Annotated in this window: 30 protein-coding genes; 22 read left to right on the top strand and 8 right to left on the bottom strand. The window is 66.4% G+C overall.

The features are described 5' to 3' along the window. Positions 1-17 precede the first annotated feature (17 nt). The 14 genes from nifX (at position 18) to HNR60_RS13695 (ending at position 10784) form a co-directional block, all read left to right on the top strand. A complete protein-coding gene (gene nifX / locus HNR60_RS13760) occupies positions 18-425 on the top strand; it encodes a nitrogen fixation protein NifX (protein WP_184258385.1) in 408 nt (135 codons plus the stop codon). Beyond that, positions 418-885 carry a NifX-associated nitrogen fixation protein gene (locus tag HNR60_RS13755; RefSeq protein ID WP_184258384.1) on the top strand — a complete coding sequence of 156 codons (468 nt, stop codon included), beginning with the start codon at positions 418-420 and terminating at the stop codon, positions 883-885. The genes nifX and HNR60_RS13755 overlap by 8 nt, the downstream gene beginning before the upstream one ends. A 16-nt stretch (positions 886-901) precedes the next feature. Continuing rightward, complete coding sequence (locus HNR60_RS13750) at positions 902-1108, top strand: CCE_0567 family metalloprotein (RefSeq protein ID WP_184258383.1); 207 nt, start codon at positions 902-904, stop codon at positions 1106-1108. A 69-nt stretch (positions 1109-1177) separates the two neighbouring features. Further along, entirely contained in the window at positions 1178-1489 is a 312-nt protein-coding gene (gene fdxB / locus HNR60_RS13745; protein WP_184258382.1) for a ferredoxin III, nif-specific, read from the top strand. Between the two features lie 12 nt (positions 1490-1501). Further along, complete coding sequence (locus tag HNR60_RS13740; RefSeq protein WP_184258381.1) at positions 1502-2209, top strand: nitrogen fixation protein NifQ; 708 nt, start codon at positions 1502-1504, stop codon at positions 2207-2209. A gap of 436 nt (positions 2210-2645) precedes the next feature. Then, positions 2646-2966, top strand: a complete 321-nt coding sequence (locus tag HNR60_RS13735) for a HesB/IscA family protein (protein ID WP_011474856.1) — start codon at positions 2646-2648, stop codon at positions 2964-2966. 19 nt (positions 2967-2985) lie between these two features. Further along, positions 2986-4002 carry a Fe-S cluster assembly protein NifU gene (gene nifU, locus HNR60_RS13730; protein ID WP_184258380.1) on the top strand — a complete coding sequence of 339 codons (1017 nt, stop codon included), beginning with the start codon at positions 2986-2988 and terminating at the stop codon, positions 4000-4002. Then, positions 3999-5210: a cysteine desulfurase NifS gene (gene nifS, locus HNR60_RS13725; protein WP_184258378.1), complete on the top strand. Its 1212-nt coding sequence runs from the start codon at positions 3999-4001 to the stop codon at positions 5208-5210. The genes nifU and nifS overlap by 4 nt, the downstream gene beginning before the upstream one ends. Further along, positions 5203-6402 carry a homocitrate synthase gene (nifV, locus tag HNR60_RS13720; protein ID WP_184258376.1) on the top strand — a complete coding sequence of 400 codons (1200 nt, stop codon included), beginning with the start codon at positions 5203-5205 and terminating at the stop codon, positions 6400-6402. The genes nifS and nifV overlap by 8 nt, the downstream gene beginning before the upstream one ends. 44 nt (positions 6403-6446) lie before the next feature. Continuing rightward, entirely contained in the window at positions 6447-6794 is a 348-nt protein-coding gene (nifW, locus tag HNR60_RS13715) for a nitrogenase stabilizing/protective protein NifW (RefSeq protein ID WP_184258374.1), read from the top strand. Between the two features lie 345 nt (positions 6795-7139). After that, positions 7140-7985 carry an electron transfer flavoprotein subunit beta/FixA family protein gene (locus tag HNR60_RS13710; protein WP_041803198.1) on the top strand — a complete coding sequence of 282 codons (846 nt, stop codon included), beginning with the start codon at positions 7140-7142 and terminating at the stop codon, positions 7983-7985. Between the two features lie 23 nt (positions 7986-8008). Continuing rightward, a complete protein-coding gene (locus tag HNR60_RS13705; protein WP_184258373.1) occupies positions 8009-9118 on the top strand; it encodes an electron transfer flavoprotein subunit alpha/FixB family protein in 1110 nt (369 codons plus the stop codon). An 11-nt stretch (positions 9119-9129) separates the two neighbouring features. Further along, complete coding sequence (locus HNR60_RS13700) at positions 9130-10437, top strand: FAD-dependent oxidoreductase (RefSeq protein WP_184258371.1); 1308 nt, start codon at positions 9130-9132, stop codon at positions 10435-10437. Positions 10438-10487: 50 nt separating this feature from the next. After that, positions 10488-10784, top strand: coding sequence for a ferredoxin family protein (locus HNR60_RS13695; RefSeq protein ID WP_184258369.1), 297 nt, complete (start codon positions 10488-10490; stop codon positions 10782-10784). A gap of 690 nt (positions 10785-11474) precedes the next feature. Here the strand turns inward: HNR60_RS13695 and ahpD are convergent. Continuing rightward, complete coding sequence (gene ahpD / locus HNR60_RS13690; protein WP_184258367.1) at positions 11475-12020, bottom strand: alkylhydroperoxidase, AhpD family; 546 nt, start codon at positions 12018-12020, stop codon at positions 11475-11477. A gap of 6 nt (positions 12021-12026) precedes the next feature. Further along, entirely contained in the window at positions 12027-12581 is a 555-nt protein-coding gene (locus HNR60_RS13685; protein ID WP_184258366.1) for a peroxiredoxin, read from the bottom strand. 247 nt (positions 12582-12828) lie between these two features. Between HNR60_RS13685 and HNR60_RS13680 the strand changes: the two genes are divergently transcribed. Further along, positions 12829-13035, top strand: coding sequence for a TOBE domain-containing protein (locus tag HNR60_RS13680; RefSeq protein ID WP_184258365.1), 207 nt, complete (start codon positions 12829-12831; stop codon positions 13033-13035). Positions 13036-13406: 371 nt separating this feature from the next. Here the strand turns inward: HNR60_RS13680 and HNR60_RS13675 are convergent, their stop codons facing one another. The 3 genes from HNR60_RS13675 to HNR60_RS13665 all read right to left on the bottom strand — a co-directional run bounded on the left by HNR60_RS13675 (position 13407) and on the right by HNR60_RS13665 (position 16403). Beyond that, complete coding sequence (locus HNR60_RS13675) at positions 13407-13997, bottom strand: DUF2478 domain-containing protein (RefSeq protein WP_184258364.1); 591 nt, start codon at positions 13995-13997, stop codon at positions 13407-13409. A 122-nt stretch (positions 13998-14119) separates the two neighbouring features. After that, positions 14120-15118: a UDP-glucose 4-epimerase GalE gene (galE, locus tag HNR60_RS13670; RefSeq protein ID WP_184258363.1), complete on the bottom strand. Its 999-nt coding sequence runs from the start codon at positions 15116-15118 to the stop codon at positions 14120-14122. Between the two features lie 46 nt (positions 15119-15164). Continuing rightward, positions 15165-16403: an O-antigen ligase family protein gene (locus tag HNR60_RS13665; RefSeq protein WP_184258362.1), complete on the bottom strand. Its 1239-nt coding sequence runs from the start codon at positions 16401-16403 to the stop codon at positions 15165-15167. Between the two features lie 217 nt (positions 16404-16620). Here HNR60_RS13665 and HNR60_RS13660 point away from each other — a divergent pair, with 217 nt between their 5' ends. Both HNR60_RS13660 and HNR60_RS13655 read left to right on the top strand, forming a co-directional pair. Next, entirely contained in the window at positions 16621-16827 is a 207-nt protein-coding gene (locus tag HNR60_RS13660) for a hypothetical protein (RefSeq protein ID WP_184258361.1), read from the top strand. A gap of 331 nt (positions 16828-17158) precedes the next feature. Further along, positions 17159-17701, top strand: a complete 543-nt coding sequence (locus HNR60_RS13655) for an NUDIX hydrolase (protein ID WP_184258360.1) — start codon at positions 17159-17161, stop codon at positions 17699-17701. A gap of 211 nt (positions 17702-17912) precedes the next feature. On the opposite strand, the gene HNR60_RS13650 is transcribed toward HNR60_RS13655, so the two are convergent. From HNR60_RS13650 to HNR60_RS13640, 3 genes are read right to left on the bottom strand one after another with little or no spacing between them, the layout of a single operon-like run. Further along, a complete protein-coding gene (locus HNR60_RS13650; RefSeq protein WP_184258359.1) occupies positions 17913-18647 on the bottom strand; it encodes a DUF1045 domain-containing protein in 735 nt (244 codons plus the stop codon). A 20-nt stretch (positions 18648-18667) separates the two neighbouring features. Beyond that, positions 18668-19858: an alpha-D-ribose 1-methylphosphonate 5-triphosphate diphosphatase gene (locus HNR60_RS13645; RefSeq protein ID WP_184258358.1), complete on the bottom strand. Its 1191-nt coding sequence runs from the start codon at positions 19856-19858 to the stop codon at positions 18668-18670. After that, positions 19855-20523, bottom strand: a complete 669-nt coding sequence (locus tag HNR60_RS13640; protein WP_184258357.1) for a DapH/DapD/GlmU-related protein — start codon at positions 20521-20523, stop codon at positions 19855-19857. The genes HNR60_RS13645 and HNR60_RS13640 overlap by 4 nt, the downstream gene beginning before the upstream one ends. Positions 20524-20700: 177 nt before the next feature. Between HNR60_RS13640 and phnC the strand changes: the two genes are divergently transcribed. From phnC to HNR60_RS13615, 5 genes are all read left to right on the top strand, one after another. After that, positions 20701-21516 carry a phosphonate ABC transporter ATP-binding protein gene (gene phnC / locus HNR60_RS13635; protein ID WP_184258356.1) on the top strand — a complete coding sequence of 272 codons (816 nt, stop codon included), beginning with the start codon at positions 20701-20703 and terminating at the stop codon, positions 21514-21516. Between the two features lie 66 nt (positions 21517-21582). Continuing rightward, the gene (gene phnD / locus HNR60_RS13630; RefSeq protein ID WP_184258355.1) at positions 21583-22524 is read left to right on the top strand and encodes a phosphonate ABC transporter substrate-binding protein; all 942 of its coding nucleotides are present in this window, start codon (positions 21583-21585) and stop codon (positions 22522-22524) included. Between the two features lie 205 nt (positions 22525-22729). Continuing rightward, positions 22730-23611 (top strand): phosphonate ABC transporter, permease protein PhnE, encoded by an 882-nt coding sequence (gene phnE, locus HNR60_RS13625; RefSeq protein ID WP_184258354.1) that lies wholly within the window; start codon positions 22730-22732, stop codon positions 23609-23611. Next, positions 23608-24456 carry a phosphonate ABC transporter, permease protein PhnE gene (phnE, locus tag HNR60_RS13620; protein WP_184258352.1) on the top strand — a complete coding sequence of 283 codons (849 nt, stop codon included), beginning with the start codon at positions 23608-23610 and terminating at the stop codon, positions 24454-24456. The genes phnE (HNR60_RS13625) and phnE (HNR60_RS13620) overlap by 4 nt, the downstream gene beginning before the upstream one ends. A 548-nt stretch (positions 24457-25004) precedes the next feature. Next, positions 25005-26045: a 2-keto-3-deoxygluconate permease gene (locus HNR60_RS13615; RefSeq protein ID WP_184258350.1), complete on the top strand. Its 1041-nt coding sequence runs from the start codon at positions 25005-25007 to the stop codon at positions 26043-26045. Position 26046 lies beyond the last annotated feature (1 nt).

Here is a 26046-nt window from a genome sequence, read left to right as displayed (position 1 = left end):
AGCAGAGGAGAGCCAGCATGAAGGTCGCGTTCGCCACCCAGGACATGAAGCGCGTCGACGCGCATTTCGGCTGGGCCAAGAATCTGGCGATCTACGAGATCGCGCCGGAGGGCTCGCGCTTCATCGAAGCGGTGCAGTTCGGCGACGACGTCGAAGACGGCAACGAAGACAAGCTGACCGCCCGCATCGACGCGATTCGCGATTGCGCGATCCTCTACGTCGCGGCGATCGGCGGCTCCGGCGCCGCCCGCGTGGTCGCCGCCAACGTCCATCCGATGAAGGTGGCCGAGCCGCAGCCGATCGCCGAGCTGCTGGAAAAGCTCTGCGCCGTGCTGAAGGGCAATCCGCCGCCGTGGCTGCGCAAGGCGCTGCTCAAGGGCGAAGAGCGCAAGTTCGATTTCGCCGAGGAGGTGGAGCATGGTTGAGGCATCGGTCGCCGAACGCGATCCCGCGCTGGATTCGGTCTTCGTCAAGGAACTGATCAAGCAGTGGCGCGCCCAGGACACCCATGGTGCCTGGGAAGGCAAGAGCGACTTCGACCTGATCGAGCCCTACATCATCACCAAGGAGATGCGCCGCGAGATTCCGATCGTCGGCGATCCGGATCCGGAAACGCTGTGGCGGCTGGAGCTGTTCTACAACGCGGTGTGCCTGGCGATCGAGCGCGAGACCGGACTGATGGTGTCGCCGATGATGAAGATGCATCACGAAGGTTTTGGCCGGATGATCCTGGCCGCCGGCCGGCTGATCGTCGTCAACAAGCAGCTGCGCGACGTGCATCGCTTCGGCTTCGACTCGCTCGGCAAGCTTGCCGAGGAAGGCGACAAATTCGTCATCTCCGGCATCGAGATGATCCGCAAATATCCGGAAGTCGCCGCGTACTAGCCGTCGGAGCCCGCTGATGTCTGACATCGAGACGCTGAAAGCCGAAATCAAGAAACTGTCTTCGCGCGCCATCAACGCGAAGATGAATCTGCACGATCTGTCGGAAGAGCTGCCGGTGAACTGGCAGACCATCATGGCCGTCGCGCAGGACACCCACGACGCCTATGCGGCGCTGGAAGCCGCCCGCAAGACCTTGAAACAGCTGGAGGCCAGCGCCGCCTGAGCGCGGTGCGACGCAGCCGGTACGAATTTTTCGCGCAGCCAAAAAGAGGCTGCGCCGCAGGAGAACCAGATGAGCATATTTTCCACCCGCGACGGCAAGCCGTGGGAGCCGACCTACATCACCGCGATCGACGGCGCCAAATGCATCGGCTGCGGCCGTTGCCACAAGGTCTGTTCGCGCGACGTCATGCACCTGATGGGCGTCAACGAGGACGGCGAGCTGGTCGGCTGCAGCACCGACGACGACGATGACGACGAGGAATTCGTCCGCAAGGTGATGGTGCTCGACAAGGCCGGCAATTGCATCGGCTGCTCGGCGTGCAACCGGGTCTGCCCGAAGGATTGCCAGACCCACGTCAAGGCCAGCGAACTCGGCATCTAAAGGAGTTTCCCCGTGATCGGCGCAGCGCTGCAGCACAATTCGGTCGGACCAGCACGGCGCGCGCCGCATCTGGTGGTCACCGATGATTGCGACGAGGCGTCGCCGGCGGCGGCGATCTACCGCGTGCTCACCGGCCGCGCCGCGGCCAGCGCCCGGATCGACGACGATCGCGAGTTCGACCGCCACGTGCTGGCGTCGATTCTTGCGGTGGCGTTGACCGAGCAGGGCGCGCTCGCCGAACGCAGCGGGCTTTTGGCAGATGATCTGGTGGAGCTGCTGGGGCGCTGGTTTCCGCATATCGCAAAGCTGTTCATCCCCTCGATCGCCGGCGAACCGCTCGACGACGACGAGGCCGGCATGGTACGCGACCTGCTGCTCGCCAATCGCTCGAGCGAGGGCGACGTCGGCCGCTGGCTCGCCGCGATGGTGGCGCGCCGCGCCATGGAGCCGAACCATCTGTGGGAAGATCTCGGGCTGCGCGACCGCAACGAGCTGTCGCGGCTGTTGACCCGGCATTTCGCTCCATTGGCGCTGAGCAACACCGGCAATATGCGCTGGAAGCGGTTCTTCTACCGCAAGCTCTGCGAGGACGACGGCATCGTGATGTGCTCGACGCCGGTCTGCACCCATTGCGGCGATTTCGCGCGCTGCTTCGGCGACGAGAGCGGCGAAAGCCGAATGGCCGACCGCCGCCGCACCGCCGCGCTGCAGGCGTCCTAGTTCGAACTGGTCGGACCAGTCGGACCAGTCTTGCCCCGTTGTCTCGGTTTGAAGCCACTCTTTGGGTAGAGGCTTTCAACCCATTACCACGCCGTCATTCCGGGGCGCGAGGCCGCAGGCCGAGCGAACCCGGAATCTCGCTGCGAGGCGATCGCCGGCCCGGTTGCGAGATTCCGGGTTCGCTCACAGCTGACGCTGTTCGCGCCCCGGAATGACGGCACTCTTTGCGGAGGCGTCTCGTCATCTTCGTCTCGTAATCGCTTCTTCCCGCCGTCGTCTTTGCGACGCTGTCGCAATCAGCTCGCCTTGTCGCAATCCCGACATTCCGGCCCGACAGCGAGAAACCCCTACGTTTTCGCGGGTTTATGAGCCTGCAGCCACGATGGCACGGCTGTTGCTTAGTGATGGTCACAAGCGATGCAGAGGAGCGTGCGACATGATCACCCTGAGCGAAGAAGCCGGTAACGCCGTCAAGGCCGCGATGTCTCGCGCCGGCAAGTCCGATGGCGGGTTGCGCGTCATGGTCGAGACCGGCGGCTGCGCCGGCTTCAAATATCTGATCGGGCTCGACACCGAGCCGCGCGCCGACGACGCCGTGATCGACGCCGGCGGGGTGAAAGTGTTCCTCGACCCGGACTCCCAGCCGCTGTTGACCGGGCTGAAGATCGGCTTCGTCGAAAGCCTGGAAGGCTCCGGCTTCACCTTCGACAATCCCAACGCCGGCACCAAATGCGGGTGCGGCAAATCCTTCGGCTAACTCCGCGCGAGGCCGCCTGATGCCGACGATGCAGCACGACGCCTTCGGCGAGCACTTTGCCAACCCGCGCAATGTTGGCGTGCTGGCGCAGGCCAACGCGGTCGGCTCGGTCGGCACCATGGGCTGGGGCGACGCCGTCAAGCTGATGCTGCAGATCGATCCCGCGACCGACCGGATCGAGCAGGCCCGGTTCCAGACCTTCGGCTGCAGCTCTGCGATCGCCTCGTCCTCGGCGATCACCGAACTGATCACCGGCAAGACCACCGACGAGGCGTTGGAAATCACCGCCGCCGACGTCGTCGACTTCCTCGGCGGGCTGCCGGCCGAGCGGATGTACTGTTCGGTGATGACCTACGAAGCCGTCCAAAACGCCATCGCCGACTATCGCCGGCATGGCGCGCCGGCCCCCGCCGCGGACTCCGCGACGATCTGCAAATGCTTCGGCGTCACCGAGGCGATGGCCGCGCGCACCATCCGCATCAATCATCTCACCGATCCGCACCAGGTGACGTTTCATACCAAGGCCGGCGGCGGCTGCTTTGGCTGCTACAAGCAGGTCGAAACCGTGCTGGCGCGGGTCAATGCCGAGATGGTCGCCGAAGGCAATCTGGCGCCGCGGCAGGCCTACCGGCCGGGCTCGGTGCCGCCGTCCAGTGAAGCTTTGAAGCCGCGCGGCGACGCGCCGCCGCCGCTGGGCTCCGGCGCGCGCGCAAATATTCCGAGCCACATCGCGATTCCGCCGCGCCCGGCGCCGACGTCGGCCGCGCCGCGCCCGGTGCTGCCGCCGTCGGAAAATCGCGACCGCGGCACGCCCGAACAATTCGAACTGATCAAGCAGGCGGTCGAAGCCTTGCGCCCGCATCTGCAGCGCGACGGCGGCGACTGCGAGCTGGTCGATGTCGACGGCAACACCATCTATCTGCGGCTGTCGGGCAATTGCGTCGACTGCCAGTTGGCGTCGGTGACGCTGTCCGGCGTGCAGGCGCAGCTCGCCGAGAAGCTGCAGCGTGTGGTGCGCGTGGTGCCGGTGTCATGAGCGGAGCAGCGCGAATGGTCTATCTCGACGCCAACGCCACCACCGCGGTCGATCCCCGCGTCGTCGACAAGATGCTGCCGCTGTTCACCGAAACCTATGGCAATCCGTCGTCGAAGCACGGCTTCGGCGAAGCCGCAGGCGCAGCGCTCAGGCGCGCCCGCGAGCAGGTGAGGGCGTTGCTCGGCGCCGAACAGGCGGCCGAGATCGTGTTCAATTCCGGCGGCACCGAAGGCGCTAATGCTGCGATCATGTCGGCGCTGGAAGCTTCGCCGCGGCGGCGCGAGATCATCATCAGCGCCGTCGAACATCCGGCGGTGCTGGCGCTGTGCGCCTGGCTGGAAAAGAACAAAGGCATCCGCATCCACGTCATTCCGGTGGACCGCGAAGGCTGGCTCGATCTCGCCGCCTACAAGGCCGCGTTGTCGGAGCGCGTCGCGGTGGTGTCGATCATGTGGGCCAACAACGAGACCGGGGTGATCTTCCCGGTGCCGGAACTGGCCGAACAGGCCAAGGAATTCGGCGCGCTGTTTCACACCGACGCGGTGCAGGCGGTCGGCAAGCTGCCGATCGACCTGAAGGCGACCGAGATCGACATGCTGTCGCTGTCCGGCCACAAGTTTCACGCGCCGAAGGGCGTCGGCGCGCTGTATCTGCGGAGTAGCGTGCGCTTCAAGCCGCAGCTCAAGGGCGGCCATCAGGAACGCGGCCGTCGCCCCGGCACCGAGAACATGCCGGGCATCGTCGGCCTCGGCGCCGCCGCCGAACTCGCCGCGGCGCATATGGACGACGAGAACGTGCGGGTCCGCGCGCTGCGCGACCGGCTGGAGCAAGGCATCCTCGCGGAGGTGGGGCAGTGCGTTGCCGTCGGCGCCGGCGCCGAGCGGCTGCCCAACACCTCGACCATCGCGTTCTCTTTCATCGAAGGCGAAAGCATCGTGCTCTTGCTCGATCGCGCCGGCATCGCGGTGTCGATGGGCTCGGCCTGTTCGGTCGGCTCGTTCGAGCCGTCGCATGTGCTGACCGCGATGCACGTCGCCAAGGAAGCGGTGCGCGGCGCGGTGCGGTTCTCGTTGTCGCGCGACACCACGGAAGCCGACATCGACCGCGCGATTGCCGCGGTGCCGCCGATCGTTGCCAAGCTGCGGGCGATTTCGCCGTTCGGATCACAGGAGGGGGCGCCGCAGGCGCTCGACCAGGCGCATGTTTAGAGATTTCGGATTCGACGTGCCGCGCACCCGTCCCGCCGCCGGCCCGACCACGCTTCCCGCCATCGTGCTGAACGACACCACGCTGCGCGACGGCGAGCAGGCGCCGGGCGTCGCCTTCACCACCACCGAAAAGGTCGCGATTGCGCGGGCGCTGGCACTGGCCGGCGTTCCTGAGATCGAAGCCGGCACCCCGGCGATGGGCCGCGAAGAAATCACCGCGATCCGCGCCATCGTCGAGCAAGGCCTGCCGCTGACCACCATCGCCTGGTGCCGGATGCGCACCGAGGACGTCGACGCCGCACTCGCTGCCGGCGTGGCGATGGTCAACCTGTCGGTGCCGGTGTCCGACGTGCAGATCGCCGCCAAGCTCGGCGGCAAGCGCTCTAACGCCATCGAAATGCTGAAGCGCGTGGTCGGCTACGCCCGCGACAAGGGGCTTGCGGTCGCGGTCGGCGGCGAGGATTCTTCGCGCGCCGATGTCGGCTTTCTCACCGAGATCATCGCCGAGGCCAAAGCCGCCGGCGCCCGCCGCTTTCGTATCGCGGATACGCTCTCCGTGCTCGATCCCGACGCCAGCTACCAATTGATGGCGGCGCTGCGCCGCTCCACCGATCTCGAACTCGAGTTCCACGGCCACGACGATCTCGGCCTCGCCACCGCCAACACGTTGGCGGCGATCAAGGCCGGCGCCAGCCACGCCTCGGTCACGGTGATCGGGCTCGGCGAACGCGCCGGCAATGCGCCGCTCGAGGAAGTCGCGGTGGCGCTGAAGCAGCTCTACGGCCGCGACACCGGCGTGGTGCTGTCGGAGCTCGGCCGCGTCGCCGCGATCGTGGCGGCGGCGGCGTCGCGTACCATCCCGCTCAACAAGGCGATCGTCGGCGAGCACGTCTTCACCCATGAGTCCGGCATCCACGTCGACGGGCTGTTGAAAGATCACCGCACCTACCAGTCGCTCGACCCGCGGCTGTTCGGCCGCTCCAACCGCATCGTGATCGGCAAGCATTCCGGGCTGTCGGCGATCACCTCGACGCTGGCGGCGCTGAACCTGCCGGCGACGCCGGCCGAGCTGCAGGGCATTCTCGCCCGGGTCCGCGAACACGCCGTCGCCAACAAGGGGCCGGTCGAAGCCGAGACGCTGGCCGCGATCTGGCGCGAGGTCTGCGACCCTAGCCTACCGAATTGCGCCTAACGGCCGCGCGCCGCGGTCCACCGCCAACAGAAGGACGCCGAAACATGTGCTCGCCCACCCAACCCACTCTCGCCGCCGGCAACGTGGTCGACCAGCTGAAGCGCGCCGGCTCGGCGGAGGAGTTCTTCACCCTGCTCGGCGTCTGCTTCGATCCCAAGGTGCTCGACGTGGCGCGGCTGCATATCCTGAAGCGGATGGGACAATATCTCGCCAGCGAAGATCTCGACGGCGTGCCGAATTCGGTCGTCGCGGCGCGCTGCAAGGCGGTGCTGGAACGCGCCTATGAGGACTTCCTCACCTCGACGCCGCTGGATCAGCGGGTGTTCAAGGTGTTGAAGGACGCGGTGGCGCCGAAGAAGAGCCATTTCGTCCCGCTCGAGACCCTGAAGTAACATCTTGGCGATCGTACCCGCGCGAACAGCGGGTGCGGTTTTCGACATCGACGAACACCCCCGAGCGGCGCCGCCAAGCGCCGCTCGTCGCATGTCGGGCCCGGGTTCCGCGGACCGGGCGACAGAATCCCTACGGCCGCGCGGGTTTCATTGTCCCCATTCCCCCGCGTCGCTGTCATCTTCCCGACAAGTGTCGGACCCGCATTGTCGCGCGCAGTTGACGGGCCGCCGGCCGGTCCCCCGGCGCCCGCTATAAGTCTTTGTAGCACCGCGATAAATCGCGCTCCGCAAAAGTTGGTATGAGGCTTGCTGTTAGCAAGGCAGATGAAAGCTTCGGAGCCGCACATGCATATCGTCGTATGTATCAAACAAGTCCCGGATTCGGCGCAGATCCGCGTCCATCCGGTCACCAACACGATCATGCGCCAAGGGGTGCCGACGATCATCAATCCCTATGATCTGTTCGCCCTCGAAGAGGCGATGCGGCTGCGCGACAAATTCGGCGGCGAGGTCACGGTGCTGACCATGGGCCCGCCCTCGGCCGAGGACTCGTTGCGCAAGGCGCTGACCTTCGGCGCCGACCGCGCCGTGCTGTTGACCGACCGTTTCTTCGCCGGCGCCGACACTTTGGCGACCAGCTATGCGCTCGCCGCCGCCGTCCGCAAGATCGGCTCGAGCATCGCGCCGGTCGACATCGTGTTCACCGGCAAGCAGACCATCGACGGCGACACCGCCCAGGTCGGCCCCGGCGTCTGCAAGCGGCTCGGCTTCCTGCAGCTCACTTATGTCTCCAAGGTCGTCAACCTCGACCTGCAGGGCCGCAGCATCGAAGTGGAGCGCCGCTCCGAGGGTGGCGTGCAGGTGCTGCGCTCGACGCTGCCGGTGCTGATCACCATGCTGGAGGGCACCAACGAGGTGCGCCGCGGCTCGATGGTCAATGCGCTCAGCGCAGCGCGCGCCGAGATCGTCAAATGGAGCGCCCAGGATGCCGGCGTCGAGGATATCGGCAAATGCGGCCTGCGCGGCTCGCCCACCGTGGTGAAGCGCGTGTTTGCGCCGACCCCGCGCGCCGAAAAGGCCGCGCTGGTCGATCCGGCCGGTCGTCCGCCGGCCGACGCGCTGATCGAGGAGATCTTCAAGCTCAGGCCGAAGCTCGAAGACGACATGTTCCAACTCGCCCGCGGTTTCTGAAACACCAACGAAAGCTGCTTCCGATGGCACAGCCGACCAAAACCCCGACCCCTGCGCCCGCCGGACGCGCGGCTGCGAAGAAGGAGCTGTCCGAGCACTTCAAGCAGTACAAGCACGTCTGGGTGTTCATCGAGCAAGAGCGCGGCCACGTTCATCCGGTCTCCTGGGAGCTGATGGGCTCCGGCCGCAAGCTCGCCGACAAGCTCGGCGTCGATCTCGCCGCGGTGCTGATCGGCGCGCCGGGCGAGGCGTTGAACGCCGCCGTCGCGGAATCGTTCTGCTACGGCGCCGACCTCGCTTACGTTTGCGCCGACCCGGTGCTGCAGGATTATCGCAACGAGCCCTACAGCAAGGCTTTGACCGACATGGTCAACACCTATAAGCCGGAAGTGCTGCTGCTCGGCGCTTCCACGCTCGGCCGCGACCTCGCCGGCGCGGTGGCGACCACGCTGCTCACCGGCCTCACCGCCGATTGCACCGAGCTCGAAGTCGACACCGACGGCTCGCTCGCCGCGACCCGGCCGACCTTCGGCGGCTCGCTGCTCTGCACCATCTACACGCTGAACTTCCGGCCGCAGATGGCGACCGTCCGCCCGCGCGTGATGCCGATGCCGGACCGCGTCGAAAAGCCGATCGCCCGCGTCATCGAGCACAAGCTCGGCATGGTCGAGGCCGACATCGTCACCAAGATCCTGGCCTTCGTGCCGGACCGCGACAAGGCGACTTCGAACCTCGCATTCGCCGACGTGGTGGTCTCCGGCGGCCTCGGCCTCGGCTCCTTGGAAAACTTCCAGCTGGTCAAGCAACTCGCCTCCGTGCTCGGCGCCGAATATGGCTGCTCGCGGCCGCTGGTGCAGAAGGGCTGGGTCGCCGCCGATCGCCAGATCGGCCAGACCGGCAAGACCATCCGGCCGAAGCTGTACATCGCCGCCGGCATTTCCGGCGCGATCCAGCATCGCGTCGGCGTCGACGGCGCCGATCTGATCGTGGCGATCAACACCGACAAGAACGCGCCGATCTTCGACTTCGCCCATCTCGCCATTGTCACCGACGCCATCCGGCTGTTGCCGGCGCTGACGGAAGCCTTCCGCAAGCGGCTGTCCGCACATACCCGCGACCGGATCGCAAGCTAGAGGAGATCGCCATGATTGAGGAACGTTTCGACGCGATCGTCGTCGGTGCCGGCATGGCCGGCAATGCCGCCGCGCTCACCATGGCCAAGCGCGGTCTGAAAGTGCTGCAGATCGAGCGCGGCGAATATCCCGGCTCGAAGAACGTGCAGGGCGCCATCCTGTACGCCGACATGCTGGAAAAGCTGGTGCCGAACTTCCGCGAGGACGCGCCGCTGGAGCGCCACCTCGTCGAGCAGCGGTTCTGGATCATGGACGAGCGCGCCCACACCGGGCTGCACTATCGCTCCGACGATTTCAACGAAGAGAAGCCGAACCGCTACACCATCATCCGGGCGCAGTTCGACCGCTGGTTCTCCTCCAAGGTGCGTGAAGCCGGCGCCATCGTGCTGTGCGAAACCACCGTCAAGGAACTGGTCAAGGACGCCTATGGCAAGGTGATCGGCGTGTTGACCGATCGCGAAGGCGGCCAGGTTCATGCCGACGTGGTCGTGCTCGCCGAAGGCGTCAACGGCCTGCTCGGCACCCGCGCCGAATTGCGCGACCGCCCGACGCCGGACAACGTCGCACTCGCGGTCAAGGAAATGCACTTCCTGCCGCGCGAGACCATCGAGGCGCGGTTCAACCTCAAGGGTGACGAAGGCGTGGTGATCGAAGCCGCCGGCACCATCTCCCGCGGCATGACCGGCATGGGCTTCATCTATGCCAACAAGGAATCGGTGTCGCTCGGCATCGGCTGTCTGGTGGCGGACTTCCAGAAGACCGGCGAGACGCCCTACGACCTGCTCGAGCGCTTCAAGAAGCACCCGTCGGTGGCGCCGCTGATCGAAGGCTCGGAAGTCAAGGAATATGCCGGCCATCTGATTCCGGAAGGCGGCTACAACGCGATCCCGAAACTGTTCGGCGACGGCTGGGTGGTGGTCGGCGACGCAGCGCAACTCAACAACGCGATGCACCGCGAAGGCTCCAATCTCGCGATGACTTCGGGAAGGCTCGCCGGCGAGGCGATCTTCCAGATCAAGTCGCGCAAGGATCCGATGACCGCGGCGAATCTCGCGCTCTACAAGAAGATGATCGACGACTCCTTCGTCATCAAGGACCTGAAGAAGTACAAGGATATGCCGGGTCTCCTGCACATCCAGTCGCAGAACTTCTTCCTGACCTATCCGCAGCTGGTGTCAAAGGCGCTGCAGAATTTCGTCCGCGTCGACGGCACGCCGAAGGCGGAGAAGGAAAAGCTGACGCTGAAGTCGTTCGTGGCGGCGCGGTCCTGGACCGGGCTGTTCGGCGATGCCATCCGCTTCGCCCGGGCGTGGCGCTGAGTAGCGTCGCAAGCGCAACTGATTGATCGAATTATTCGGAGGTCGAAACCATGACAACGGAACCGGGCGTGCGGGTCGAGGACAAGCTGTTCCAGAATCGCTATCTGGTCGACGCCGGCCAGGCCCATATCAAGGTCAAGCCGCATACCAAGCCGTCGGCCGCCTTGCTGACGCTGCTCAAGGTCTGCCCGGCGCATTGCTACGATCTCAACAGCAACGGCCAGGTCGAGATCGCACCGGACGGCTGCGTCGAATGCGGCACCTGCCGGGTGATCGCGGAAGGCTCCGGCGAGATCGAATGGAGCTACCCGCGCGGCGGCTACGGCGTGCTGTTCAAATTCGGCTGAGCGGGGTTGGCGCTGGTAAGCATTGGCGCCGCAGGCAAGACTCGTGTCCCGGGCGCGGTGCAGCGCGAAGCGCTGCGCCGTAGAACCGGGACCGTCACGAGTGATGCCGGGAGAAGCCGCGGTCCGTAACGGCCCCGGCTCTCAGCGCACCACGCCGCAAGTGCGGCGCGCTGCGCTTTCGTCCGGGGCACGTCGCGTCGCTGATTTGGTACGCGCTTCTCACTAACACATGACCGTCATTCCGGGGCGCGAGAGCGATAGCTCGAGCGAACCCGGAATCTTGCAACGCGCCGCGGACTCCTGCATCCGCAGCAAGATTCCGGGTTCGCTCGCAAGTGCTCGCGCCCGGAATGACGACCGTGGGCGAACGGCTCAATCTGCAACTGATCATGTAATCCAAGCGGTGCCACATCGGCCCCTCGCCCCGCTTGCGGGGAGAGGGCGAAGCCGTGCTCGCACCGAGCTGACCAACACCATCGTAATCACAGCGGTGCCGCATCGGCCCCTCGCCCCGCTTGCGGGGAGAGGGTGGCTCGAATGCGCGCAGCGCGTTCGAGTCGGGTGAGGGGGCGCCTCGTTATGCCGAAGCGCCCCCTCACCCGACCCGGCTACGCTCCGCTTCGCCGGGTCGACCTCTCCCCGCAAGCGGGGAGAGGTGAAGCCGTGCTCGCGACAACTCCGTGCTCGTGACTACTCCGCCGCGATCGCGAGGTCCGGCGCGCCGGCCTCGATCGACACCGCGACCGACTGGATGACCGCCGCGAACCGCACCGCGGTCTGAATCGCCGCGGTGCTCACCCCGGCCGCCAGCAGCACCTTTTCGTGCGAATCGATGCACATGCCGCAGCCGTTGATCGCCGACACCGCCAGCGACCACAATTCGAAGTCGGCCTTGTCGACGCCAGGGTTGGCGATGACGTTCATCCGCAGCCGCGCCGGCATCGTGGCGTAGTCCTTGTTCGACGCCAGATGCACGAAGCGATAGTAGACGTTGTTCATCGCCATGATCGCGGCTGCGGATTTCGCCGCCGCGATCACCGCGGGGGCGACGTTGTCGCGGGCGAGCGCCTGCATCGCCGCGATCACCTCCTGATTGCGCGTCGCCACTGAGGCCGCGACGAACAAGCCGTATTTGGTCTGCGGCGCCAGCGTCTCGTCGCCCGCCATCGACGAGAGGTTGAGCCTCACATCCTTGGCGAAGTCGGGAATCCGCTCCTTCAATGCATCGATCGACATGCCGCGCTACGCCACCTTGAGGGTTTCGCCGCCGACTTCGCGGTTGCACGGGCACAGTTCGTCGGTCTGCAGCGCGTCGAGCACCCGCAGCGTGTCCTTCGGGCTGCGGCCGACATTCAGATTGTTGCCGTAGACGTGCTGGATCACGTTGTCGGGATCGACGATGAAGGTGTAGCGATAGGCGACGCCATCGGGCGAGCGCACGCCGAGGCCGTCGACCAGCGAGCCCTTGGAATCGCCGAACTGCCAGATCGCCAGCTTGTGCAGATCCTTGTGGTCGCGGCGCCAGGCCAATTTGCAGAATTCATTGTCGGTCGAGCCGCCCAGCACGACGGCGTCGCGATCGGCAAAATCCTTCGACAGCCGGGCGAATTCGGCGATTTCGGTCGGGCACACGAAGGTGAAGTCCTTCGGATAGAAGAAAATGATCTTCCACTTCCCGGGGAAGCTGGCCTGCGTCAGCGTCTCGAACGCGCTTTGTCCGTTTTCCTCCTGCACATGAAAGCCGGGCTTCACGCCGACGACTTCGAAGGGCGGCAGGTGGTCACCAATTCCGAGCATTTTATCGATCCTTGTGGTTCTGAGTCTGGCGATGGCAATCGCCGCTGAGCTAGATGCAAGCGATATGCCATCGCAATAAGACGAAAAGCCCGGATCGGGCGGCAATGTAAATGGCCTGCGAGCATCTCCGCTATGCATGAGCCGGCGGCGGCGCAGACATTCGCTGCGGCCCTTAGACTTCGCAGCGCGAGTCGTGTAGTTAACGCGCATCCCAGGGAAAATTCTTCCCGCAATCCATGGATTTCAAATGAAGCTGAGCGCCCGAAATATTCTTCCCGGCAAGGTTGTGGCGGTCACCAAGGGATCGACCACCGCCCACGTCAAGGTCGAGCTCGCCTCCGGCCTGACCATCACCTCGGCGATCACCAACGAGGCGGTCGACGATCTCGCCCTCAAGGTCGGCGACACGGTCTCCGCCGTGGTGAAGTCGTCCGACGTGATGATCGGCAAGTAGGCCTTCCGCCATCGTCGCCTCGAACCGCGCCGGCTGCGGCCGGCGCGGATCGGGCAGGGCGGCTGGTGTCGTTGCGAGCCGAGATCGGCGCGCAGCGCCGACGCCGTCATGTGCTGCCGTATCGAGATTGATCGAGCGGCGCGCAGCTTCCCTCGCCCCGCTTGCGGGGAGAGGGTGGCGTGACAAGCGAAGCTTGGCGCGCCGGGTGAGGGGGCGCCGCGTTATGCCGAGACGCCCCCTCACCCGACCCGGCTTCGCTGCGCTCCGCCAGGTCGACCTCTCCCCGCAAGCGGGGAGAGGTGAATCAGTGCCCGCAGCGAGGCGTTTCTTCCGAAGGCACCCGATGGCGGCGGAAGGGAAGGGGAAGCGGCTCAGCCGGTGGCGCGGATCGTCGCCATCGACGGCGCCACCGCGATCTCGCAATCCAAAATTATGCGGTGCGCGGCGAGCCACTGGTAGAGCCGCGTCGAGCCGATTGAGATTTCTTCGGCGAGGCCCTTGGTGAACGCCCGCCACGGCGCGAGATTGCGCCGCGGCACGCCTGCGATCAACGGCGTGCCGAGCTGGATCGCCTCGGCGATGGTCTCGCCCAGGCCGCCGCCCTCGGCTTCCAGCCGGCCGAACTTGTTGAGAATCACCACGTCGGGATTCTTGCGCAGCGCCGCGGTGATCAACGCGGCGGCTTCCGCCAGCGCTTCGGGATCGACCCGGCAGCCGAACGGCTGATCGGCGTCTTCTTCGGACAGCTGCAGCACGAATCGCGAGGTCAATTCCTCGACCTCGATGGCGCAGCGGCTCTGCTTGGGCAGCGTCGGCTTGTACTGCACGATGCCCGCGATCGAGGTGCCGGCCTCCCGCAGCCGGTAGCCCAGTTCGGCGATGTATGAGCTGGCGGCCTCGCCGTCCGAATAAACGATGGCGAGGATCTTGGGAGTGGCCGAGATCCTGTTCACGCGAAACATTCGCTGTATCCGTTGCAGACCCGCGACATCTTCTTGCTGATTTCTGGCAGAGCGCGAACTTTTATGCTTTGCGGCAAATCAATCTCAATACCGCTCGCGCGCGGGTCAGCAGTGCTGCAGCGCTAGGCTGCGCGCGACGACAGGCTGCGCTCCCAGTCCAGCGCGTGGCGCACGATGGTGTCGAGATCGTCGTAGCGCGGCGTCCAACCGAGCCGCGAGATCGCCCGCTCATTCGTGGCCACGAGGCTCGCGGGATCGCCGGGCCGGCGTTCGCGCAGCCGCACCTCGAAATCGACGCCGGACACCCGCTTCACCGTATCGATGACTTCCAGCACCGAAAAACCCCGCTGATAGCCGATGTTGCACGCCAGGCTCGGCGCACCGCCGCGCAGATAGCGCAGCGCGTCGAGATGCGCCTGCGCCAGATCGGCGACATGGACGTAGTCGCGGATGCAGGAGCCGTCCGGCGTCGGATAGTCGGTGCCGAACACGTCGATGCCGGGGCGCTTGCCGAGCGCGGCCTGCACGGCGATCTTGATCAGGTGCGTAGCGTCGCGCGACGATTGCCCGGCGCGGCCCTGCGGGTCGGCGCCGGCGACGTTGAAGTAGCGCAATGCCGCGTAGCTGATCGGATGCGCCTTGGCGGCGTCCTCCAGCATCCATTCCACCATCAGCTTGGAGCGGCCGTAGGGATTGATCGGCGCGGTCGGCTGCTCTTCGTCGATCGGCACGCGCTCCGGCTCGCCATACACCGCCGCGGTCGAGGAAAACACGATATGCGGCACGCCGTGCGCGACCGCGCAGGCCAGCATCGCCCGGGCGTTCACCGTGTTGTTGGCGTAGTAGTCCAGCGGATGCGCCACCGATTCCGGCACCACGATGCTGGCGGCGAAGTGGATGATCGCCTCGATAGGATAGCGCTCGATCAGCTCGCCGATCAGCGCGGCGTCGCCGCTGCTGCCTTCGACGAACGGCACCCCGGCCGGCACCGCGGCGCGAAACCCGGTGGAGAGATCGTCGAGCACGATCGGCCGTTCGCCGGCGCCGAGCAGCGCCAGCACCATGTGGCTGCCGATATAGCCGGCGCCGCCGCTGACCAGGATGTGTCGTGGTTCGGTCATGTGAGATTGCCTCGGCGTAGGGCCGCCTTGCGGGAAGCCGCGGCGGTCATCGGAGCAGCGCGGCCTGGCGATAGCCGCTGCTGACCACCGCCAATCCCCAGGTCAAGCCGAGCAGCATGAAATAGTGCCGCCAGTGATCGGTGTCGATGATGAAGCTTTCCAGCAGCGTCACCACCAGCGTCGAGATCACCAGGATATAGGCCTTCTGCCACGGCGTGCGGACGAACACGTTGCGGACGCCGTAGATCGCGGTGGTGAACACCAGCGCCGGATACAGCACGCCGCTGATCCAGCCGCCGGACATGAAGGCGTTGAGAAACGAGTTGTGGGTGTCTTCCGGGAAGAACCGGCGGAATTGCAGCGGGCCGATGCCGGTCGGATAGTCCAGCGCCATGCCGGCGCCGAGCAGATGCCGGCCGAAGCGGCCGAACCGGCCGCTGTCATAGGGCTGGTGGAAGCTGGCGCGCTCCTTGAACAAGGCGGCGACCTGGTCGAGCGATAGCAGCACGGCGATCGCCGCGGCCGCCAGCACCAGCGCGATCATCGTCAGCATCACGATGCGGAAGCGGGCCTGCTGCGATGGCGCGGTGACGAACATCAAGGCGACCATCAGCAATGCAGCGCCGGCGAAGGTGCCCCAGGCGGCGCGCGAGAACGCCAGGAAGATCGCGAGACTCAGGATGCCGAACGCCACGCCGTTGCGCGTCGCGGTCCAGAACGAGCCTTCGATGATCCGCTGCAGCGTGTAGAGCGCGGGCAGCACCAGGAAGGCGCCGAGCACGTTGGGGTCCTTGAAGGTGCCCCGCGCCCGCCCGGCAAAGGTCAACAGCTCGTCGGCGCCGGGGATCAGGCCGAAATAACCGGCGATGCCGGCGAGTGCGGCGATGATCGCGCCGAACAGATAGCCGCGCAGCAGCGCGTCGAGCCGCGCGCTGGTGTCCTGCAGCATCAGCATCGCGAAGAACATCGCGGTGATCGCCATGTACCACGAGGTCAGCAGCCAGGTCAGAATTTCCGGATCGTCGATCAGCGCGATGGCGCCGATCGCGTAGCCGAGCCCGATGCCGGCGAGCAATGTCAGCGGCACCAAGAGCGGCGGCGCCATTCGCAGCCCGGTGGCGGCGAACACCACGACCGCCATCACGATGGCGATCTCGTAGGGGCTCGGCTCGATGAATACGATGGCGCCGCAGCCACCGACCAGCCACAGCAGGCGCAGCTGCAGCGCCTGCAATCCAGGGGCCGCCGCGAGCTCGGGACGGGTCGCAATGGCGAGATCGGTCATTGTTCAACCCTGCGTCGCCGCTGCGCCGCCGGCTCCCGCGTTGCCCGTGAGGATGGTTGCCCGATGCTACGAAAACGAGATTAACAGGGCATTATCGCCAATTCCGCGAGTTCGCTGGGGATGGCACGCCGCCGTCGCGGTTCGCCCGCCGAACTGTCGTCTGAGTGTCATAATTCGGGCGTAGCTGCATTGCGGAGCTCTCCGGAGGTCGATCGCAATGAAAATGTTCGATATCGAATGTGAGTGCGGCGCGCAGTATCGCTGCGCCGAGTCCGAGACGCTGGCCGGCCGGCCCGGCAGCTTCGCCTGCAGCACCTGCGGCCAGACCGTCGAGCGCTGGGACACCGCCACCACGCGGGTCTATCGCTGTATGCTCAGCCCCGACCGCGCCTATGTGAAAGTGGCGCCACCGCCGGCGCCCTGAGCGGCTACTCAAAATGCACGCAGTCTGATTGGAGCGGTGCGGCATCTTTCCCCTCGCCCCGCTTGCGGGGAGAGGGTGGCGAGACAAGCGAAGCTTGTCGCGCCGGGTGAGGGGGCGCCTCGTTATGTCGAGGCGCCCCCTCACCCGACCCGGCTTCGCTAGCGCTACGCCGGGTCGACCTCTCCCCGCAAGCGGGGAGAGGTGAGGGCGTCCGCGCAGCGGGCTGGTGCGCTTATCTTCCAGGCTGTGAGGCCGCTCCTGGCCCATCCCCGCAATTTGCGCTGCGCCGGGCCAGCGGGCATCATGCCCGCAAATGCGGATCGGCACAGGCATGAAATCGGATCGGCGTAATTTGGCGGAGCCGTCGCTGGCGGCGGGCGGCGTCGTGCTGCGGAGCGGGGCGGCGCCGCATGTCGCGATCGTGCGGCTGCGCAAGCGCAATCAATGGGTGCTGCCGAAGGGCAAGCTCGATGCCGGCGAAACGCCGCGGCAGGCCGCCGAGCGCGAGGTGCTGGAAGAGACCGGACACCGCGTGATGGTGCACGAGTTCATCGGGACGCTGGCCTACAACACCGGCGGTCGCTCCAAGGTGGTGCATTTCTGGCGCATGGAAGCCACCGACGAGCCGACGCTGCCGCTGATGGACGACGTCAAGGAGGTGGCGTGGCTGCCGCTTGAGGTCGCGGTGGAGCGGCTGTCGCGCGGCTACGAGCAGGCGTTTCTCAGCCATGTCGGGCCGTTGGCGCTGCAGGCCGCGACCGACGCGGTCAGTGACCGCGAAGGTCCGCGGCGTGAGCCGCCCGCGCCGCCGCCGCCCGCACCGCCCCCGGTCACCGCGGTGCAACGATTCTGGCGCTGGCTCGGCGGCGGTTAGAGGTGGAAGACTTCAACCTCGGCAAATGGCTCACGTTCGAATTGGATCGATGCGCTTCAAGAGTCCCGCGCCGTCATTCCGGGGCGCGAGCAGCGTAAACTGCGAGCGACCCCGGAATCCATAACCCCTGCAGGGAGTATGGATTCCGGACTTGCTCGTTCTTCGAACTCGCAATCCGGAATGACGGCCGCGGTTGGGCAGCTTGCCTTCGCTACAATCGCGCCGCTGCCGGCAACGCGCCCGCCGCTGCCGGTCGCAATTCGAACTCCCCGATCACCCGAAATCGCTCCCCGGCATCGCTCTGGCGGAACAGCGCGATGCGGTCGATCGCAAGCTCCGGCAAAGCCAGCGCGGCAAAGCGCTGCTGCAGCAGCGCCAGCACCGGCGGCTGCCGTTCCGCCGGCAGCCGTCCGGTCAGCGTCATGTGGAAGCGGAATTGTTCGAACACGTAAGGATAGCCCCAGCGGTCGAGATAGCCGAGTTGCGCCGGCGTCAGCCTGGCCGGATTGCGCCGCGCGCGATCCTGTTCGGTCAGCGGCGCGCGGAAGCCGTCGAAGCCGGTGACGCAGGCCTGCGCCAAGTCCATCAGCTGCGGCGACACCGTCGCCGGCACCACGGCGATGAAGCCGCTGATCGCCGCCACCGTCGGCTCAATCACCGGCACCGTCGGCGCGGCCGCGGCGAAATCCTCGCATGCGGCGAGCAGCGCGGCTTCGCTTTGCGCAGGCGCCAGCGAGAACGGCGCCTTCAGCGTGGCGTGGAAGCCGTAGCCGCGCGGGTCGGCGGTCAGTTCGCGCCAGTCCTCAATAGCCGCCGCAACATCGGCAGGAAAATCGAGCTCGGCGCCGCGATGGACGTCGTAACCGAGCAACGCGGCGCCGAACCGAGCGAGTGCGCTGTCGGCGGCCGGGACATAATAGATGGCGTAACGGGGAAAGCGGGACATCGATCCAGAATAGCCCGCCGTCACGCCGCTGCAAATGAAGTGCGCTGCTGCGCGCTGCCGCCGCTGAGCCGCCAGGCCTCGCTGAGATAGACCACGCGGCCGGCGGCGATCGCCGCGACCAGCCGCGGCCGCAGCGCCACCCTGTCGTCGACCAGGATCAGATCGGCGCGGCGGCCTTCGGCGATCACGCCGCGGTCGGTGAGCCCGACCGCCTTGGCCGGCGCCGACGACACCAGCGCCCAGGCGTCCGGCAGCGGCAGGATGCCATCGGCGACCAGCCGGAACGCCGCCAAAAGCGGCGCCGGGTAGTAGTAATCGGAGGCGAGAATCGAGCACAGCCCCTTGGCGATCATGTCGGCGGCCTTGGTCCAGCCGGTGTGGCTGCCGCCGCGCACCACATTCGGCGCGCCGAACACCGTGAAGTCGCCGCCCTCGATCGCCGCAACCGCGGTCGGCTCGTTGACCGGAAATTCGGCGATCGCCACGCCCTGGTCGCGGAACGCCTGCCGCAGCTCCGGGCTGTCGTCGTCGTGCGACAGCATCTTCAGCTGCATCGCGCGGGCGGATTCCGCCAGCCGGGCGATCGAGCCCGGCACCTCGTGATGCCGCGACACCACGGCCGCGACGATCTTGTCGAACGCGTCATGGCTGACGCAGGCGCGCTCCACCATGCGGTTGCGCTTGGCCGGCGTGTTGAGGCTGGCGACGGTGGAGTCGGTGTGATCGTTGAACGCCAACAGATCGATGCGGCCGGCGGCGATCCAGTGCTTGATGGTGCGCTCGGCGTCGAGATTGTAGGTCTCGTGGCGCAGGTGGAAGCGGGTGTCGGCGGCGAGCTGCGGCCGCAGCGTTTCGATCGCGGTCAACAATCGCTCGGCATTGGCGCCGCTGCGCAGCCCCGGCTCCCACGACCAGGTCGCGGCGTGGAACACCGTGGTGATGCCGTTGCCGATCGCCTGGCGGTCGCTTTCGCACAACGCGATGTCGATCGGGAAGTCGACGCCGGGGCGCGGCATCATCTGCCGCTCGAAGGCGTCGCCGTGAATGTCGACGATGCCCGGCAACAGCTTCAGTCCGCGCGCGTCGAGCCGCGCGCCGCCATCGGGCTTGCGGTCGATCTCGGCGATCCGCTCGCCGTCGAGCTTGACGCAGACCTCGAAAAAATCCTCGCCCAGCAGCACGCTGCTGCCCTCGATCGTCAATCCAATCATGCGTGCTGGCTCCGCTCAAAACTGCTTGGCGCCGGCGCCCCGGCGCGGTGTTGATATTTGTCGAGAAAATCCTCGATCGCAAGATTGCGGAAATCCGGCAGCGCGCGGCGCAGCGCGGCGTGATCCCAGTCCCACCAGGCGAGCGCCATCAGCCGCTCCGCGACTTGCTCGGAGAACCGCTGCCGGATCGGCTTCGCCGGATTGCCGCCGACGATGCTATAGGGCGCGACGTCCTTGGTGACCACCGCGCCGGCTGCGACCACCGCGCCGGTGCCGATGTTGCGGCCCGGCAGCAGAATCGCGCCGTGGCCGATCCAGACGTCGTGACCGATCGTCACGTGATGCTGCCGCCGCCACGCGAAGAACTCCGCGTCGTCGGCTTCGCCGTCGAAGTAAGCGCTGGCCCGATAGGTGAAATGCGCTTGTGCTGCGCGCTGCATCGGGTGATTGCCGGGATTGATCCGGGTCATTGCCGCGATCGAGCAGAACTTGCCGATCGTCGCATAGGCGATCTGGCTGTCGTTGACGACGTAGGAGTAATCGCCCATCGCCACTTCCAGCAGCGAGGTGCGGGCGCCGACTTCGCAATAGGCGCCGAGCGTGCAGTCGTTCACGCTGGCGGTCGCCGCGATCGAGGGAACCACGGAGAGATTTTTAGCAGCCATCAGCACGTCCGTTGTGAATGCGCGCGCATCCAGGGTGGGGATGGCCTTCCTTCGATGCATTCCGTGACGGCTGAATGACGATCCTGCAACGCGCGGCAAGCGGTGCGCTGTCGAACAAACGTCACACCAGTGTAAAGCGGCGGCGGTAGCGGTGTGTAGTCTTGTCAGGAGTGGCGCATGCTGGTTGTCGAAGGACTCACATGTTGTTTCGGTTCGAAAGCCGCGGTCGATGATGCGTCGTTCGCGGTCAAGCCCGGCAGCTTCGTCGGCGTCATCGGCCGCTCCGGCGCCGGCAAGTCGACCTTGCTGCGGATGATCAACCGGCTCGCCGAACCGACCGCGGGCCGCATCATGTTCGAAGGCCAGGATGTCACCGCGCTGCGCGGCCGCGAGCTGCGGCAATGGCGCGCCCGCTCGGCGATGATCTTTCAGCAGTTCAATCTGGTCGGCCGGCTCGACGTGCTCACCAACGTGCTGATGGGCCGGCTCGCCGAGATGCCGCCGTGGCGGTCGCTGGTGCAGGCCTGGCCGGAGCGCGACCGCGCGCTGGCGATGTCGGCGCTGGAACAGTTCGACATGGGCGGCGTCGCGGCGCAGCGCGCGGATTCGCTGTCCGGCGGCCAGCAGCAGCGCGTCGCCATCGCCCGAGCGCTGGTGCAGGAGCCCGACATCATTCTGGCCGACGAGCCGATCGCCTCGCTCGATCCGCGCAACACCAGGATCGTGATGGACGCGCTGCTGCGCATCAACAAGCATTTCGGCATCACCGTGCTGTGCAACCTGCACTCGCTCGATCTGGCGCGGAGCTATTGCGACCGGCTGATCGGCATGTCGAACGGCCGCATCGTGTTCGACGGCGCGCCCGCGGCGCTGACCGAGAGCATCGCCCGCGAACTCTACGATCTCGAAGCCAACGAGGTGATGGGGGCGGCCTCGGCGCCGCAGCCCGCAGGACCGATGCTGCCGGCGCTCGGCAGGGCAGCCGCGGCGTAAGCCGCGTCACGCAGACGAGGGTTGCCAACGCGCAACCGAACACACCACAACCACAGGGATGTCACCATGATCAACCGTCGTTCGATGCTTCTGGCCGCCGCCGCGCTGGCGATGACCGCCTCCGCCGCCGCGGCGCAGGACTACAGGACCAAGTATCCCGAACTGACCTTTGCGATCGTCCCCGCCGAAAACGCCTCCGGCGTCACCGAGCGCTGGACCCCGTTCGTCGCCTATCTGTCCAAGGAGCTCGGCGTCAAGGTCAACCTGCGGATCGCCAACGATTACGCCGCGGTGATCGAGGGCCAGCGTTCTGGCAACATCCAGATCGCGGCCTATGGCTCGGCGTCGTTCGCCCGCGCGCGGCTGACCGGCGTCAAGACCGATGCCTTCGCCAGCGATCTCAATGCGGATGGCGGCACCGGCTACTATTCGGTGTTCTTCGTCAACGCCAAGACGCCGTTCAAGACGATCGACGATCTCAAGGGCAAGAACCTCGGCCTGGTCGATCCGAACTCCACCTCCGGCAACAACGTGCCGCGCTTCGAGCTCGACAAGCTGGGCATCTCCGACGCCGACGCTTACTTCGGCAAGGTGGTGTTCACCGGCAGCCACGAGAACGCGATCTTGGCGCTGGCGCAGGGCACCGTCGACGTCGCCGCCAACCAGTGGACCAGCGACGACGACTCCACGCTGGCGCAGATGCTGACCAAGGGCATGCTGAAGCACGCCGATGGCACGCCGTTCAAGAAGGATGACTTCCGCATCATCCACAAATCGGCGCCGATCATCGGACCGTCGATGTATGCCTACAGCTCCGATCTGCCGGACGACCTCAAGGCGGCGATCGCCAAGGCGTTCATGGAGTCGCCGACCAAGGACAAGGCCGCGTTCGACCGGCTGTCGGACGGCCAGAAGAAGGGCTTCCACGCCGCCACCACCAAGGATTGGGACGCCACCATCGAGCTGATCAAGTTCGTCGACGCCCTGCGCAAGAAGAAGGCGTCGTAAGCACGAAGCGGTTGCCGGGGAGCCCGGCGTCGCGGGTGATAGTAGCGGTGCGACATCGCCACCCTCTCCCCGCGTGCGGGGAGAGGTGAAAGTCGGTGCCCAATAAGATAGCGACGAGCCCGCTATGGTGAGAGCCGGGTCGCAAGATCCGGCTCCTTTTCTATGTCGCACTTTTTCTATGTCGCACTTTGGAAAGTCGGATCTGATGGCGGTTGCGATATCCGTTCTGCCCGAGCAGCAGCTCGCCGCGCTGAACGACGGCTATCGCCGCGCGGTGGCGCGCAAGCGGCTGCGCTTCGCGCTCAGCGCCGCGATCGCCGTCGCCGCGCTGCTGGCGGCTGCCGTCGGCGCCGAAGTCGATCCGGCCACCTTCGTCGCCAAGATCGGCAATTTCGTCAGCTATTTCGATCGCATCTTCACGCTGGAGAGCGGCGCCCGGGTGTGGTCGGATCCCGGCGAATGGTTCTGGGGCTTTCATAAATGGCTGGCGCTGCTCGGCGAGACCGTGCTGATCAGCTATGTCGGCACGCTGAGCGGCGCGGTGCTGGCGCTGGTGCTGAATTTCGTCGCCGCCAAGAACACCGCGCCGCAGCCCTGGCTGCGCATCGTCGCGATGCGCTACCTGGAATTCTGCCGCACCGTGCCGGACATCGTGTTCGCGCTGATCTTCGTCATCGCTTTCGGATTGGGGCCGATGGCCGGCGTGCTGGCGATCGCGATCCATTCCACCGGCGCGCTCGGCAAGCAGTTCTCCGAGATCGTCGAGAACGTCGACATGAAGCCGGTGGAAGGCGTCCGCGCCACCGGCGCCGGCTGGATCTCCTGCATGCGCTTTGCGGTGCTGCCGCAGGTCGCCGCGGGCTTCGCCGGCTACGCGCTGCTGCGCTTCGAGATCAATGTGCGCGGCGCCTCGGTGATGGGCTTCGTCGGCGCCGGCGGCATCGGCCAGGAGCTGGTGGTGGCGATCCGCAAATTCTATTACTCCGACGTCAGCGCGATCCTGCTGCTGATCATCGCCACCGTGTTCGTGATCGACATCGGCACCGGCTGGGTGCGCGGCCGCCTGTTCGGCGGAGAACGCACATGAGCGAGCTTCCGACCTCCGATCTGCGCGCGCTGAAGGCGCGTTATCCCGCGGTGTTCGACCGCCCGGCGTCGTCGCGGCTGGGCGTGCCGACGCTGATCCTCGCAGCACTCGCGTTGTTCATCTTCGGCCTCAACGAGCTGGAGTTCTCGCCGCAGCGGATGTGGGCGGGGCTCAATCAGCTCGGCTGGTTCGTGTTGCTGATGATCCCGCCCGATCCCGGCGCCTCGTTGCCGACTTACCTTGCGGCGATGGGCGAGACGCTGTCGATCGCGGTGCTCGGCACCACGCTGGCCGCCGCGATGGCGCTGCCGGTCAGCCTGCTCGCCGCGCGCAACATCGTGCCGACCAATCTGGTGCGGTTTCCGGTGCGCCGCTTTCTGGATTCGATCCGCGGCGTCGATACGCTGATCTGGGCGCTGGTCTGGATCAACGTGGTCGGGCTCGGCCCGTTCGCCGGCGTGCTGGCGATAGCGGTGTCGGATTTCGGCTCGTTCGGCAAATTGTTCTCGGAAGCTTTCGAGACCGCCGATCAGAAGCAGGTCGAGGGCATCCGCGCCGCCGGCGGCACGCCGCTGCACGAGATCCGCTTCGGGCTGTTGCCGCAGGTGCTGCCGGTGATCGCCGGGCAGCTGTTGTATTTCATCGAGTCGAATACCCGCTCCGCCACCATCATCGGCATCGTCGGCGCCGGCGGCATCGGGCTGCAGCTCGCCGAACAGATCCGGGTGCTGGAATGGCAGAAGGTGTCGTTCCTGATCCTGATGATCATGGTCGCGGTGGCGGCGATCGACGCCATCTCCAGCCGGCTGCGCTTCGCCATCATCGGCCGCCGCGCGGTGGTGTGAGGCTGCGCTTTGTGGCTTTGCTGGTGGGCGAAGGCGCCAGACGGCACCGGCGAACGCGTCCGGTCTGTTCCTTGAGAGCCTCTGCTTGCCGAACTAACTCATCGCCCAAGCGCGACCTGGACTCACTTATCGCTCAAGATTGAAATGCAGAGCCGGCAACAACGGCAGCGCGCTTCCCTCCCCCTTGCGGGGAGGGGTTGGGGGTGGGGGTAGCTGCGGGATCCGCGCCGTCAGGATCATCCAGGGCGAGCCACACTCAGGCCATCTGCAAGTGGTGAGCGAATCCGAACGCCGTGCTTGTGGACCCCACCCCCGCCCCCTCCCCGCAAGGGGGAGGGGAGAAGAGGCTCGCCGCAACGCGCCTCGCCCCCGAATGACTCCGCGTGCGCATCCACGCATGACACGTTTGCGCAAAGAGTTTGCGCAAACCGCGCAAAGATGCTTGCGATTTGCGCGTTCTGGGCATAAATAGCCCCATCAGGCGCGGTTGCCGACATAAAATTGCGCAAACTGATCAAATTGTGCGCGCGGCGCGGGAAGGTCACAACATGCAGATTCCGATTAAGCGAGCGATCGAAAAAGTGCCCGGCGGGATGATGACGGTCCCGCTGTTGATCGGGGCGTTGATCACCACGTTCTTTCCCGGCACCCCGCAATTCTTCGGCTCCTTCACCGGCGCGCTGTTCTCCGGCGCCCTCACCATCCTGGCGGTGTTCTACGTCTGCATGGGCGCCAGCATCGACTTCCGCTCCACCCCCTACATCGTCAAGAAGGGCGGCACGCTGCTGTTCGTAAAAGTCGGCGTCGCCGTGATCCTCGGCGTGGTGTTCGGCCGCATTCTCGGCGAGTCGCCGGTCACCGGCGGCATGTTCGCCGGGATTTCGACGCTGGCGATCGTCGCGGCGATGAACGACACCAATGGCGGCCTTTACATGGCGCTGATGGGCCAGTACGGCCGTCCCAAGGACGTCGGCGCCTACACCATCATGACGCTGGAGAGCGGCCCGTTCCTCACCATGGTGACGCTCGGCGTCGCCGGTCTGTCGGCGTTCCCCTGGCAGACCCTGGTCGGCGCCATCCTGCCGCTGATCGTCGGCATGATCATCGGCAATCTCGACCGCGAGATGCGCGCGTTTCTCAGCCGCGCCGTCCCGGTGATGATCCCGTTCTTCGCCTTCGCGCTCGGCACCGGGCTTGACCTCACCAAGGTCTGGCAGGCCGGCCTGCTCGGCCTCGGCATGGGCGTCGCCGTGGTCGTGGTCACCGGCATTCCGCTGTTCTTCGCCGATCGCCTCACCGGCGGCACCGGCATCGCCGGCGTCGCTGCGGCCTCCACCGCGGGCAATGCCGCAGCGGTCCCGGCGATCGTCGCCGCCGCCAACCCGGCCTATGCGGACGCCGCGCGGCCCGCCACCATCCTGGTTGCGGCCTGCGTCGTGGTCACCGCGATCCTGACCCCGATCGTCACCGCCTGGCTCGCCGGCATCGTCGGCCGCGGTGCCGATGAAGCCGACGACACCGTGGCGTTGGCTGACGACATCGCCCCTGCGGTGCCGGTGGCGCCCGTCGCGCCCGTGGCCGGTCGCTGAC

The organism is Rhodopseudomonas rhenobacensis (assembly GCF_014203125.1).
Lineage (GTDB): Bacteria > Pseudomonadota > Alphaproteobacteria > Rhizobiales > Xanthobacteraceae > Rhodopseudomonas_A > Rhodopseudomonas_A rhenobacensis.
Note: the sequence above shows the minus strand (reverse complement) of the source record. Positions and strands in the feature narration are given on the sequence as shown.

Bases quoted from the DNA above. Each gene is read 5' to 3' on its own strand.
- HNR60_RS13655 (WP_184258360.1), top strand. From the start codon at position 17,159: ATGAAATCGGATCGGCGTAATTTGGCGGAGCCGTCGCTGGCGGCGGGC.
- galE (WP_184258363.1), bottom strand. From the start codon at position 15,118: ATGACCGAACCACGACACATCCTGGTCAGCGGCGGCGCCGGCTATATC.
- nifX (WP_184258385.1), top strand. From the start codon at position 18: ATGAAGGTCGCGTTCGCCACCCAGGACATGAAGCGCGTCGACGCGCAT.
- HNR60_RS13640 (WP_184258357.1), bottom strand. From the start codon at position 20,523: ATGGCTGCTAAAAATCTCTCCGTGGTTCCCTCGATCGCGGCGACCGCC.
- nifV (WP_184258376.1), top strand. From the start codon at position 5,203: ATGTTTAGAGATTTCGGATTCGACGTGCCGCGCACCCGTCCCGCCGCC.
- phnD (WP_184258355.1), top strand. From the start codon at position 21,583: ATGATCAACCGTCGTTCGATGCTTCTGGCCGCCGCCGCGCTGGCGATG.
- phnE (WP_184258354.1), top strand. From the start codon at position 22,730: ATGGCGGTTGCGATATCCGTTCTGCCCGAGCAGCAGCTCGCCGCGCTG.
- HNR60_RS13665 (WP_184258362.1), bottom strand. From the start codon at position 16,403: ATGACCGATCTCGCCATTGCGACCCGTCCCGAGCTCGCGGCGGCCCCT.
- fdxB (WP_184258382.1), top strand. From the start codon at position 1,178: ATGAGCATATTTTCCACCCGCGACGGCAAGCCGTGGGAGCCGACCTAC.
- HNR60_RS13645 (WP_184258358.1), bottom strand. From the start codon at position 19,858: ATGATTGGATTGACGATCGAGGGCAGCAGCGTGCTGCTGGGCGAGGAT.
- nifW (WP_184258374.1), top strand. From the start codon at position 6,447: ATGTGCTCGCCCACCCAACCCACTCTCGCCGCCGGCAACGTGGTCGAC.
- HNR60_RS13700 (WP_184258371.1), top strand. From the start codon at position 9,130: ATGATTGAGGAACGTTTCGACGCGATCGTCGTCGGTGCCGGCATGGCC.
- HNR60_RS13680 (WP_184258365.1), top strand. From the start codon at position 12,829: ATGAAGCTGAGCGCCCGAAATATTCTTCCCGGCAAGGTTGTGGCGGTC.
- HNR60_RS13735 (WP_011474856.1), top strand. From the start codon at position 2,646: ATGATCACCCTGAGCGAAGAAGCCGGTAACGCCGTCAAGGCCGCGATG.
- nifS (WP_184258378.1), top strand. From the start codon at position 3,999: ATGAGCGGAGCAGCGCGAATGGTCTATCTCGACGCCAACGCCACCACC.
- HNR60_RS13695 (WP_184258369.1), top strand. From the start codon at position 10,488: ATGACAACGGAACCGGGCGTGCGGGTCGAGGACAAGCTGTTCCAGAAT.
- HNR60_RS13705 (WP_184258373.1), top strand. From the start codon at position 8,009: ATGGCACAGCCGACCAAAACCCCGACCCCTGCGCCCGCCGGACGCGCG.
- HNR60_RS13660 (WP_184258361.1), top strand. From the start codon at position 16,621: ATGAAAATGTTCGATATCGAATGTGAGTGCGGCGCGCAGTATCGCTGC.
- nifU (WP_184258380.1), top strand. From the start codon at position 2,986: ATGCCGACGATGCAGCACGACGCCTTCGGCGAGCACTTTGCCAACCCG.
- HNR60_RS13755 (WP_184258384.1), top strand. From the start codon at position 418: ATGGTTGAGGCATCGGTCGCCGAACGCGATCCCGCGCTGGATTCGGTC.
- HNR60_RS13615 (WP_184258350.1), top strand. From the start codon at position 25,005: ATGCAGATTCCGATTAAGCGAGCGATCGAAAAAGTGCCCGGCGGGATG.
- HNR60_RS13650 (WP_184258359.1), bottom strand. From the start codon at position 18,647: ATGTCCCGCTTTCCCCGTTACGCCATCTATTATGTCCCGGCCGCCGAC.
- HNR60_RS13710 (WP_041803198.1), top strand. From the start codon at position 7,140: ATGCATATCGTCGTATGTATCAAACAAGTCCCGGATTCGGCGCAGATC.
- HNR60_RS13675 (WP_184258364.1), bottom strand. From the start codon at position 13,997: ATGTTTCGCGTGAACAGGATCTCGGCCACTCCCAAGATCCTCGCCATC.
- HNR60_RS13685 (WP_184258366.1), bottom strand. From the start codon at position 12,581: ATGCTCGGAATTGGTGACCACCTGCCGCCCTTCGAAGTCGTCGGCGTG.
- phnC (WP_184258356.1), top strand. From the start codon at position 20,701: ATGCTGGTTGTCGAAGGACTCACATGTTGTTTCGGTTCGAAAGCCGCG.
- phnE (WP_184258352.1), top strand. From the start codon at position 23,608: ATGAGCGAGCTTCCGACCTCCGATCTGCGCGCGCTGAAGGCGCGTTAT.
- HNR60_RS13750 (WP_184258383.1), top strand. From the start codon at position 902: ATGTCTGACATCGAGACGCTGAAAGCCGAAATCAAGAAACTGTCTTCG.
- ahpD (WP_184258367.1), bottom strand. From the start codon at position 12,020: ATGTCGATCGATGCATTGAAGGAGCGGATTCCCGACTTCGCCAAGGAT.